Source organism: Metabacillus niabensis, assembly GCF_020524345.1.
Taxonomy (GTDB): Bacteria; Bacillota; Bacilli; order Bacillales; family Bacillaceae; genus Metabacillus; species Metabacillus niabensis_B.
This window is the reverse complement of the sequence record NZ_JAIVLH010000044.1, coordinates 1-12,303: the sequence shown is the minus strand read 5'-3', so window position 1 is coordinate 12,303 and position 12,303 is coordinate 1. Positions and strand designations below refer to the sequence as shown.

Annotated in this window: 8 protein-coding genes; 1 reads left to right on the top strand and 7 read right to left on the bottom strand. The window is 29.9% G+C overall.

Going from position 1 to position 12,303, the window contains the following annotated elements; all coding sequences use genetic code 11:
* Positions 1-88 (top strand): IS3 family transposase (locus tag LC095_RS27350; RefSeq protein WP_404810027.1); only part of this gene is annotated, 88 nt, incomplete at its 5' end.
* A 150-nt stretch (positions 89-238) separates the two neighbouring features.
* Here LC095_RS27350 and tnpA read toward each other — a convergent pair.
* The 7 genes from tnpA to LC095_RS26110 form a co-directional block, all read right to left on the bottom strand.
* Positions 239-721: an IS200/IS605 family transposase gene (gene tnpA, locus LC095_RS26140; protein WP_095303625.1), complete on the bottom strand. Its 483-nt coding sequence runs from the start codon at positions 719-721 to the stop codon at positions 239-241.
* A 235-nt stretch (positions 722-956) separates the two neighbouring features.
* A complete protein-coding gene (locus tag LC095_RS26135) occupies positions 957-1,331 on the bottom strand; it encodes a hypothetical protein (RefSeq protein ID WP_226530840.1) in 375 nt (124 codons plus the stop codon).
* 222 nt (positions 1,332-1,553) lie between these two features.
* Positions 1,554-4,397, bottom strand: a complete 2,844-nt coding sequence (locus LC095_RS26130; RefSeq protein ID WP_226530839.1) for an AAA family ATPase — start codon at positions 4,395-4,397, stop codon at positions 1,554-1,556.
* 5 nt (positions 4,398-4,402) lie between these two features.
* Complete coding sequence (locus LC095_RS26125) at positions 4,403-4,978, bottom strand: hypothetical protein (RefSeq protein WP_226530838.1); 576 nt, start codon at positions 4,976-4,978, stop codon at positions 4,403-4,405.
* On the bottom strand, positions 4,962-6,503 hold the full coding sequence (locus LC095_RS26120; protein ID WP_226530837.1) for a hypothetical protein: 1,542 nt from the start codon (positions 6,501-6,503) through the stop codon (positions 4,962-4,964). Before LC095_RS26120 ends, LC095_RS26125 begins: the two co-directional genes overlap by 17 nt.
* 309 nt (positions 6,504-6,812) lie before the next feature.
* The gene (locus LC095_RS26115) at positions 6,813-8,144 is read right to left on the bottom strand and encodes a hypothetical protein (protein WP_226530836.1); all 1,332 of its coding nucleotides are present in this window, start codon (positions 8,142-8,144) and stop codon (positions 6,813-6,815) included.
* Between the two features lie 194 nt (positions 8,145-8,338).
* The gene (locus LC095_RS26110; protein WP_226530835.1) at positions 8,339-11,428 is read right to left on the bottom strand and encodes an AAA domain-containing protein; all 3,090 of its coding nucleotides are present in this window, start codon (positions 11,426-11,428) and stop codon (positions 8,339-8,341) included.
* Positions 11,429-12,303: the final 875 nt, after the last annotated feature.

The following is a 12,303-nucleotide window of genomic DNA, read 5'->3' as shown; positions in this document are numbered from 1 at the left end:
CTATTATAATAACAAGCGCATAAAGCAAAAATTGGCAGGCATGAGTCCGGTTCAATTCCGTATCCATACCAGCCAATTAGCCGCTTAATATAAAACTCTAACTTTTAGGGGTCACCACATAATAACGGGTGGTTTTCTCTGCGGCTGAAAGCCTTAGTTACTGACCAAGCCCTAAAGGGCTACTGAAAGGTTCCCCATACGTACTACTTCTACTGGCCAGACCTGAAAGGCCTCCTTCTTACTTTCGTTTCTTTTTCTTTACCTCTTCTCCCGTGAAAGGATCAATGTATTCCATCATACTTAATTGTTCTGCGACTATATCATCTTGTATCTGGTTTCTTATATATTCTTCTATTACCTTTTTGTTTCTTCCAACTGTATCAACATAATAACCCGTACACCAAAATTTACGGTTTCCATATCTATATTTCAAGTTTGCGTGACGATCAAATATCATTAAACTACTTTTTCCCTTTAAATACCCTACAAATGAAGACACACTTATCTTAGGTGGGATGCTAACTAGCATATGCACATGATCTTTACACGCAGTTGCTTCAATAATCTCCACACCTTTTCTTTCACATAAGGTACGTAGTATTTCTCCAATATCCTTTTTAATTTTCCCATAAATTACTTGTCTTCTGTATTTCGGGGCAAATACTATGTGATACTTACAATTCCAAGTTGTGTGTGCTAAACTGTTATTGTCTTTGGACATTAAAAACTCCTCCGTATGCTCATATTTTGGTTGGGGAACCAAAAATATTTTAGCACCACGGAAGAGTTTTTTTAATACCATGCTGAAAGCTTTTTAGAACCCTAGGCCTAGCCTAGGGTTTTCGTTTTCATAATAAAAGCCCATGACGGTTTTACCATCATGAGCTCTTGATTCATATTTAATCTTAGGTTATTACTGAAGTTATTAGACTAATATACTCTTGATGGTTATACCTTCATGACATATGAATTAATTTTCTTATATTTTTATTAATGTTTGACTCAATCATTTCCCATCCCCAAGTAGACTTGACTATATTTTCAATTGTATCTTCGTCTATCTTATCTTTTTTGGTAGGAAGAGGAATAATAGTTTTAGCAAATTTTTTCTTATAACATTGTCTACCATACATCCAACGCCATTTTTCACTGTTTAAAGCTGTAGCAATATAAAACAATGTGGTTGGTCTTAAGTGTTGTTTAGCCGTACATATCACCACATTATCAGTAGCGATATATCTATCAAGTTGAACAAACGCCTGCCCTGTTACAGTTGAAACTGTAATAGTAAGAGGGGCATTAAAGTAGATATTCGTATAGGTTTTGAACAAAATTAGAACCTAAAATATATTGAAAATCATTATGTGAAAATACATCTTCTGCCATTGCAGTATTAATGTTTTTTAAGTAGACTAAGAAAATTGGTAGAAATTCATTTTTATATTAAAAGAACTCATGATGGTATAACCATCATGAGTTCTTGATTTTTTTACATATTCCTAAGTACTCCTTGAAGGTATAACCATCAAGAAGTATGAATTTATAATAATAGATTAATTAGTAATTCTCTCAATAATTGGGCCTTCATTTCCATAACTACTAAACTTATATTCTACAAAAGAACGGTTTCTCATTTTAATCGATAGCAATTTTGCAAAGTTATCATCATGAGTAGATAAAATAATCTTCTTATGCTTACTATTCGAATCAAGTATAGCTCTTAATACATCAATAAAGGCTAAGATATTTACATCGTCCATGCTCTGTATTGGGTCATCTAGAAAAAGCTGTTTTATACTACTGTATTCTTGTGATAGTCCTAATCCTAGGAAGATACTCAATGCTAATATATTTAGTTGGGCAGAACTAAATATCTGGTCCAAATTAACACTTGAATCTCCATTTTTAAAGTTAGTTCCGTTTTCTTCAGTGGTAATAACTAACTTATTATAGAAAGGATGAGGGTTTATTGATTCATATATCCAAGTAATTATTGGATGATTACTTAACTGATTTTGTACAGCTTTCTTCTGTGCTTCAGTAAGGTTTTCATGTAATTTTTTTAATGAATCTTCGTACTTTTCAATTTGTTCAAGAGAGCTATTAAGCTCCTTTTCTTCTAGTTTATATTCTTTGTACTTTTGCAATTTTGATAAGTAATTATCGTTTAGCTTGATTTCTATTACCTCGTCTAAATACTTTAATGACTCTTTATATAATTTTATCAGATTTATTAATTGAACGATTTCACTTTGTAAGTTTTCTAAATTGTCAGGATAATAATGAGAAATTCCATCTCTTTGTTGAATTAATGCAACTTTTTGTTCAATTTCTTCTTTATTAGGAATAACACTAAATCCCAATATGTCTTTATTATTTATATACCAGTTTTCTTTTTCTTCACTAATCATATCTAATTGACTTATTATATCTTCCTGTATAATTGTATCTGGGACTTGATCAGTTTTGAACACTGCTTTATAGCATTCTTCATATCTATTCTTGTCTTCACTTATTATTGCTGCTTGCTTTTTAAACTTCTCGTCTTCTAATTCAAGTTCAGTATTTACTACTGTTAAGTGTCCATTTACTATTTCGAAATTCTGCATATATATATTTGATATATTTTGTAATTTTTCTTTTATAACAGAAATAAAATAAGTCTCAATTGATTCAGTTATTTCCGTACGCAACAACATTGAGTTTGTAATACGTTGTGATAATTCCCTTAATTCATCATCACCTGACGATATTGAGCTATTAATTATAGATAAAATATGATTTGCAGTTGAATCATCGTTTGATTTACTTTCAAAGCTTGAATTTAAACATACTGGGCACTCTGTAATATCTTTACTGTTTTCTACTATAAAATCCCTTACATGTTTTAACATTTCTAAGTTTTGTTCATTTACGGTAGATTTAGTATTATACTCAGCTTCTAAAATGGCTAATTCTTTTTCTACACCTTCGAGTTGCTTAACTAGATCCTCATATTTTGTTCTTAATTTATAAATACCCTCAACCTCTTCAGGATTAATTTTAGGACTAGTATTTTCCGGAAGAGTCTCACCTAAGAAGTGGTCAAATTTTATGATTAATTCTTTTAAATTTAAAAGTAATTCCCATAAATTTTCCTTTATTCGTAAGTTATCATTATCTATTGTCCCCATATATTTTGAAAAGTCGATTTGAAAGGTAGAAAGTTGATTTATTCTCTCTGTATTGATTTCTCTTCTATTATTTATACTATCAAATTTGCCAATAAGTTCTTTCTCTTCTTTTAATAAATACGTATAATCAACATCTTTTAATAACTGACTTTGTTCTATCTTTTTTTGAACATCTAAGCCTTTTTTAAGTAACAAAAGTTTGTTTATTTCATCTTTTATTATACTTACTTCTGAATTGTTTTTTTGAAATTCATCTATACTTTTAACAACCATATCTTTATTATTTTCAATTTCTATCATTAACTCTGCATAGTTTGTTAACGTTACCGGTAAGAATGAAAACAATTTGTCAAAAGACTCAATTTTAATCTCGTTTTCAGTAATAAAATTAAAAAAGTTTTCAATTCTATTATTAATTGTTGAAATATACTCTTCGATACTACCAAGGTTTTTCAATTTAAAAAAGCTGCTAATTCCTTCTAAGAACTCCGAAACCTCAACTAATTTATCACTTATTTCTCTTTTCTTATTTGAAATACCTCTTCCCCTACGCATTGAACTTGTTTTGCTATATAAAGAATCAATATCACTTAAATTTAACAACTTCATAAACATACTTCTTCGTTCATTTGGGTCTGTAGACCTCAGAAAAAAACTTAAATTTTCTTGAGTCAACATATTAGTATTTAAAAAAGTATTTGCATATTTAGCTTCTAATGTTCTAATTTCTTTTTTACTTTCAACTTCACTAATTTTAGATACTAAATCTTCAATATCCGGTATTAATAACTTAAAAATTGTTGCATTAGTAACATCTTCTATTTGATTATTTCCATCAAAAACCTTCAATTCAGAATCATAATTATCTCCATTACCAGCAAAGTGAGATGTACTATAACTTGTTCTACAAATTTTAATATTATTGTCGAAAATAATCTCAACTTCTATTTTTCTTTCCTGTTTATCTAGACTGTTATGAAATTTAAGGTATTGGGCTCTTTTGAGATCGTTTGCATGATATGTCTCCTCGAACTTTTCTAATCGCCTTATTTTGTCAGTTAAACACCATTCAATTGCCTCAAAAAAAGATGTTTTTCCAAAACCATTGTATCCACTGAGTAAAACAAAATTACTGTCTAAAAAATTAAAAACATAAAAGCCCTCTTTATCATCAGCATTGATTCCATATCCACGAAAATTCTTTATTTTAACTGTTTTAATCAACAATTTTAATCACCTTTTTCTAAAGCTTTAGAAATCTCATCAAGAAAATCAAAAATATCTACACTTTCTATATGTTGTTTGTCATTAATATTTACGCCTTTAATAATTTCTGAAATCATCTCATTATTAACTTTCTCAATTTTTCCCAAACACATGTCTAGTTCTGTATGCGGAAATATAGTCTTCCTAAATTCCTCTAGTAATTCTTCATCTGTTGTATATTCTATTATGATTTTGCGGGCTACAAAGCGGTCTCTTTGAATATCAGAAACTTTAATAGGATTAAAGTGACCCGTCTCAGTAATTTTGTGAAAGCCTACCAAATACATATCCCACAAAAATCTGGAGATAGGTATTTTATTATCTACTACTTCTTTATCTCGATCATGATCAAGGATTTCTGCAATTTTCTTACTGTTTTGAGGGATAAAATTATTTATAGTAGTGAGTTCTTCAATTGAGTTAACTTCAACACACATTATAATTTTATCTTTGTTTGCATTTGTTAGATAACAAGTGATATCATCATTTAGTTTCACTTTTTTGTAATTTATTTTTAAGGTATTAAAAAGTTCCTCCATGACATCCTCCTACTAAAAAGCGTTGGACAGACGCTTTAGTATCCTCTACACATTCACCAAATTCCAAGCATTCTGTACATTTGTATTCCATTGACATGAATAATTGCTGATACATTACATTATTAAAAACTTGAGCATTATTAATAATTAAGTTACTTAAACCTTCTTTTGCAAACTTACAAGGTCTACTTTTAGTTGCAAAGACAACAGTTTCTTCACCATCTACTTTACTTAGAAATTTATGTTGAGTATCTTTAATAAATTCCATAATTAGAAGATCCGCATATTCATTTAAGTCACTATTTCCTGTTCCTTTAAGCGTAAACTGTTTCGAATTATTTAATGCAATATTATTAATTCCTGTTAAGTCATTAATATCTAGGTTTATTTTTATTTCATCCCCGCTAAAATTTACAACCACACTCATTTTCTTTAACATGTCCATAATTAGATGAGGAGACCGAGCATATGAACCTAAAACATACCTACTTGCAACTTCTTTTACCGATTGCTTTTCAATTTCATTACAAAATTTTTCTTTGAACTTAATAAGAATATTTGAAAGATTATCCAACTCTTCCTTATGGTTAGTTCTTTCTATTCTTAATCCAAAACTATCTATACTTTCATCAATTGCCTGTTTAAACTCGATAAAGTTTTCGTCTTCTAAATATTTTATTTTTAGACTTTTATGATTCGTGACTCCTTGTAAAGCATCCTTCACTGATATACCATTATTTATAGAATGAGAAATTGTTTCAAAAAACCTTTCAATAAACCAATTCCTAATTCTTACACAATCTTCATCTCCCAATGTTGAATCATGTTGCTTAAGCTCAGTGTTTATATCATTATAGATTTCATTTATAGAATAAAGTTTTGTAACACTCTTTGTTCCAAATTCAAATATTATAGAGTCAATAAAATTGATAATTTCTTTGTCAGTTATAACATCAGCAAAATCAGAATAATTTTCCTTTCCTTTCTTTAAATCTTCTAGTAAGGCATTATAGTAAATAGAAAAAGATACATCTCCTTTTTTATTTGGTTGTACACTTGCCCTTTTTTTATATTCATTAAAAGCTTCACTATATGGTTTTCTTTTAATCGAATCGCTCAAAATACACTCTTTAACAAAATTAATATATTCATCATATTTGGTTATGGTTTTATTATTCCATAAATCAAAAAAGTGTTTATCAGTATTTGACACTGGTACATTTGTTCTATAGATATATTCATTAGGGTTGCTTCCCTCTTTTATTTGGTCTAGAAAATCATTATAAAAATTATAAATTGTGTGCTTAATAGACTTATGATTCCTTGTAAAATAAGTATCACTGTAAAATTTCGCTTCTATACAAATATTATTTTTAGTAAATACCTTAATATCTGAACCTTTTTCGATAGCTACATAATTACTAGTATCTTCATGATTATTTATTAATATAACTAACTCTTTACAAGCAAGTAATAATTGATAAAAATAGCCTGCTAGACTAGCAGGAACGTCTGTATTTCCCATATCAATACTCCCTTATTTAGATTTGTGTAAGAACTCTAAGCAGATATTATTCATGAAATATCTAAATTCACATAATACCTCTATTTCTATTAAGTAAAATCTACAATCTTTGACAAATTGGATAATTTATTTACATTTTATCATTAATAAAGTATTTATTTGGCAATTTCCCCAAACATTTTCTTGCAAAAGCAAAATTTAATATCCTTAGACGAAAGGAACGATTTTCTAAGTCAAATATGTTAAATCAAAAAAAAGAGCAAGAACGTTTGTCCTTTCCCTTTTAGAATCAGATTAAATTTGTTATTTTTATTTTTCTTTATTGCCATCTAGTAGTTGAGTCAACTTCTCTATTTCTGTATTGATAATTTCGAAATTAGTATCTATATTTTCCTCCCTAACCCTAGCTCTTTTTGCCATTACTTCCTCGGACTTTAACCTTTCTAGGCTATCTAATAATCCTCTTTCTTCAAAAAACTGAGTAGTATTTAGATCTGAAATCGGTATATACTCCTTATTTTCTTTGTTTAATAACACTCCTTTAATTTTAAAGAGCCTAATTAATTCTTTTAATTTTTTATCATGAGATAAGAACAGAGGTATAAAAAAGGATTTCTCTTTATTTATATTTATTTGAAATTCCATAACTCTTGGCACCAAAAAATCCCAAGCTATATTTTCAATCCTTTCTAATAATCCTTCCTGATTTCCACCCTTATTAATTTTATTCAGCATTCCGACAGACTGAGTATTTTCAAAATACTTAAAAGCAGTGATTAATTCTCTCTCGTAATATATACCTACCTTATTAATTACAAATTCAAATACCATTTTCATTTTATTCTTAGCACTTGCTTTACTACTAAACTGTATTTGCCAAATACCGATTAAAAGTAAGGTGATGTTTTGATGCATATCAATAAATACTTTAAGCTTATCTTTATTATTAGTTTTAAAAAAGATATTAATTAACTCATCTGTTCTTTGCTTAGCTTCATTTTCACTAATCATAAATTCTATTTCATTACCATTAATATAACTTTGTTGGTTAATACTTTTAAATAATTCCAGATGATATAAATTTTCATATACTGCAAGATGCTTTTGATTAGATATTGTAAACATTTCTTTTCCAGAGGAAAATAAGTTCTTATAGTTTTCTAATAAGTAAAAAGTATAATCATAGTTAAAGTTATTCCTTAATAAACTATCTAGTGTTTTATAAATACTTCCCTCAGTAAATTCAGAGGCATTAAACTTCTTTAAAAACGTTTCAATATAACTAGTATAATTTGTGTCTAACATTATTGAATAGTCATAAGGAATATGTACATTTGAATTTTGCAACATCATTTGTAAGATACTATTGTCTAGGAAGAAAATTTTTTCAGACATAAAGTATGAAACGAAATCAGTATTTTTTTGATTCAGAATACTTCCAAGACCCTCTGGATAGACAATATCCTTATGATATTTTTCAGATGTAGCAATTAACTTATAATCTTTCGTAATATCATTGTAAATTTCCCATTGCATAATAATTTCTAATGGTTCTTTGGCACGTATAAAATTATAAAGAAAATTCCCTAAATCCATTTTAAATCCCTCTATCTCCTGTTTATTGGTATTATTAATAATCAAGTATACAAAAAAGGACAAGTCATTTAAATTGACCTGCCTTAATGTGTAAACTAAACTAAGATTGTCTTAAATTATTTTTATAATCATTAATTTTATTAATATTAATTGTAACCTCATATTTATAGTTTACCATCACTTGTGGTACGGTTCACCAGGGTTGATTTGCAAATTCAATACATTATCTATTCATTTGATTACCTATTATAGTCGTCAATGATCGAAATCGTTTTATTCGCCACTTCGCTGCCAAGTGATCCATACAATTTCTTATTGCCAATTATATAAAACTCTTCTTTTGCTCTTGTAGCTGCAACATTCATCATATTTGGTTCAGAAACAGCCCACCTTGCTGCACCACTGCTATTAGAGTCAGCTCCAAGAACAAAATAGACAATTTTTGCTTCTTTCCCTTGAAAAGTATGTACCGTTCCAACATTCGACACTTTTCCATTTTCTCGTTTCGTAAAGTTAATTTCATCTAAAACTCGAGCAAGTTGATAAGCCACATTTTTAAATGGTGATATAACATAAATATCATCCGCTAAATCTGGATTTTCCTGTAAACGTTGATCAATTAGATTTTTCAGTAAGTCAGCTTGTTCTTTAACAAATTTGTCATTTGCTTTACCGGTTGAATGATACCATTGTGATATTCCTTTTGACTCTTCTTCTGACTTACCTTGTACCATTAACCCATTATATGAAATTTCATTTGCAATCGTAAACATCGGATAGTTCGAACGCCTATGGACCCAAAGCGGTATACCAATCCATTCATCATCCTTCTTTTTGAAACCATACTGACTTGCGGCATCCACAATGGTTTGAGTAGACGCATCAGCAGAGACAAATTTTTCATCAACCTTGTAATTTCTGCCGATCAAGGCCAGAACATTTGAATCTAACGTTACTACTGGTTTTATTTGTGATGGATCCCCCACAACCATCACTTTTTTACTTCTAAAGATTGCACCCACACTAGCTTGAGGCAGTGCTTGGCCAGCCTCATCTATGAAAAGATTGCCTATTGAATTTTCATTAAGATTTTTAAACATTCTACCGAAACTAGCAAAAGTAGTGCTGACAACAGGGATGGTGAAATTCAGCCACTGCCATGATTCTGAAATTAACTGATCTCCATTCTCTTTTGCAATATATTCAGTCTGTTTACTCCAAATAATCCTGGCAGCTTTTAAACTTTTTCTGTTTTCATACAGGAATTGCTTTCTAACTTTTAAGGCTGCGATAAATAACTCTGATTGTAAAACCCGGAACCTCTTTGTAAACCATGGATTGGACTTTTGGAGGTCATTATAGGAAAGTGAAAAATCCAGCTCCTTAATGCCTCTTTGAGATTTGAGTTGTTCCAATTCCGCAATTTCTTGTTTTAATTTCTTGAAATTTTTTTGTTGAGCAGCCATCCATCGGTCGAAGTCAGCTTTTGTATCCTGAATTTGCTTTTGAAAATACTCACTTTTTGCAGCATTTTCCTTTACCCCTTTTTCGAGCTGCTTGCGGTCATTTAACCATTTAGTTTTTTGTTGAGAAATATGATTTAAATGATCATTTATATTATTGAGATTTTTGAAATACTGCTCTACTCTTGATTTGTTAAATATTTTCTGAAGCCATAATAAACTCGGCTTCTGTGAAGTAACTACATCATAATTCCTTTCAGCTTGAGCTTGTACATCCGTTACATTTTTTATTTCAATGGAAACGCTCGATAAACCTTTTTGCATATGTACACTTTCTTGTTTCAGTCTTTCAAGTTCACGCTTTAACTCTGTTTCTTGAGAAATTAAATTTGTTCGTTTCTTCTTTTCTTCTTGTTCAAAAGCAATGGATTGCTTCTTATGTTTAGCTTTTAATTTTTGAAGAAAATACTTTTTCTCGCTATAGTTTTGAATTTTTTCTCTTTCTATTTTTAATTCATCATATAGACGTGAGAATTCTGGATATACATCTGTATTCGCTTGATAATTTTCTTCTAGCTCATTTTCAATGAATTCAATGTTTAAAAGTAACTTGCTAATATTTGTTGATGCTCCTCCTTCTAACGAGAATGTACCCCAATTTTCCTCATTTAAAATCTCACTGTTAATCTCACGTTTCTTTCCGAAACCTTCACCGGTTAATTTTGAGTTAGAAATATCTTTAAAATAGTCCACTTCCGCGAGTTGCTTTTGAAAATCGTCAGCAACCTTTTCTTTCTTTGGCAGCTCCTTAACAATGTTTTGGACTGCACCATTGTTTGAACTTGCTACAATAATATTTTTATCAGAAATGGAATGCGGTAAAACGCCAAGTTTAGCACTTTGCCAATAAATTAGACTACCTTTAATACTCTTATCAGAAAGCTGTGAAATTTCTGCTGCCTGTTGTACTACTAAATCAGCAAAAATATCTTTCAACAGTGTTGTTTTCCCTGTGCCCGGCGGCCCATTGACACTCCGAATATCATTTTCATCATTTAAAGCTAGATTTACTGAAGCCTGCTGCATGAATGAAAGTGCATAATCAGGATTACTTGGGAAACGCCCCAACGGATAATATTTAGGTTGTAAAATTAATTCCTCGAAAATTTGGGAATTAAAATGAATTGACTCTTTGTTGCCATCTAGATTTTTTCTTTTCCCAGAAAAACCCTTAAAATATCGATTTAAATTTTCATTAGTGATTGTCTTTGCTCTGTTCAAATCTTCAATAAAGAAGGAATGAAGATTCACATCTCCATTATCCAAGTTTTTCACAAATGCATAGCGAAAGTTTTCTGTTGAAACATTATACTTATGTAATAGTTCAGAAATTGTAGTATTAAAATCTTCATCAAATTTCCTATTCAAATCGTCTCTAAATGAGTTTTCAACTTTTAAGAAATCTTTCGGAAAATCACCATGTTGGTGAATATAACCACTCACCGTATAGAAAAATCTGTCTGCTATAAAATTTAATTGGTTATCAAAATATAAAGAAAAGGTAAACTTGTCTGAGTTGCTAACTTCTTCGTATGTTTTAGAAATATTGTATTTCTCCCTCAAGATCTCAACAACTTCTTGAAAGTTGAAAATATCAAAATATAAAACTAAACCCGACTTCTTAAAAAAATCATCGGATACATTTTGTTGTTCTTTTTGTTTAGTTAAGAAGTCTGAAAAAAAATGTTTCCAGTCCTCCTCTTCTGTGCGTAAAGGCTTTAGTGATTTGTCGCTCTTTTTAATAGAACCTTCAGACAGCTGCTCTATAGTAATCCAAGCATCTAAAATATCTTTCCTTCTATTCATATTCTCCCTCCCATTATCATTCTCGTATTGTCAAAACTTTTATAAGAGATAAGTTATAGAATCTTATTGTTGAGGGCTTTATAAGCAAAAAAATTGCCTCCCTGAAATCTAAGGATAATTGAGGTTATCACACACAACTACCTTAGATAGGAAGTGACAATTTGCACCATCAAATTATAACCTATTAATTAACTTTTATTAAGCTTACACAAGTATTCCGTTCTTTCCGTTATTTACGTACAAATAATTGGAAGGAGCACGACACGATGGACAATGAAAGGAATCTGGAATAAGAGTAGAATTTTTTCCTATTTTCTCTATATGTATGTGCCAAGCACATTCCAACAAAGCAATCGTTATTCGAAAGAAGTCATTGTGAAATGTTAAGGAGCGAAACCCCTAAAAAAATTCATCATTTTTTATTTCTAATTTCAACTAGCTTTTTAAGCTTACTCATCTCAATATTTATCTCGATTTTTCTGTTTACCATCACTTGTGATACGGTTCACTCCAATTAATCCAAAACAACTTTTAATGAATGACCAATAAATTTCTTGGACTATTCTTCCACAATCAGGCCTTTAGTGGAATAACTTTATTTTTACTCAACTGTCCATTAATCGACCTATCAAATCAGATAAACCTTGCCTTTCAATATAAAAACACCCCTTTAGAAACAAAGTATTAAAAGCATTGATCTTATTTCAAAACGAAACAACTTTATTTCATAGCTACATCACATTATAACTTTTAACTATGAATCGGCTACACTAAACTAGACAGGAAAATTAAGGTCAAGTAGACTACAGATATTATACTCGAGGAGAATCTACGATGACTAAAAGAGAACGTCGAACATTTAATGCAGAATTTAA

Excerpts from the sequence above, each read along its gene's own strand:
- tnpA (WP_095303625.1), bottom strand. The coding sequence starts at position 721 with ATGTCCAAAGACAATAACAGTTTAGCACACACAACTTGGAATTGTAAG.
- LC095_RS26125 (WP_226530838.1), bottom strand. The coding sequence starts at position 4,978 with ATGGAGGAACTTTTTAATACCTTAAAAATAAATTACAAAAAAGTGAAA.
- LC095_RS26120 (WP_226530837.1), bottom strand. The coding sequence starts at position 6,503 with ATGGGAAATACAGACGTTCCTGCTAGTCTAGCAGGCTATTTTTATCAA.
- LC095_RS26110 (WP_226530835.1), bottom strand. The coding sequence starts at position 11,428 with ATGAATAGAAGGAAAGATATTTTAGATGCTTGGATTACTATAGAGCAG.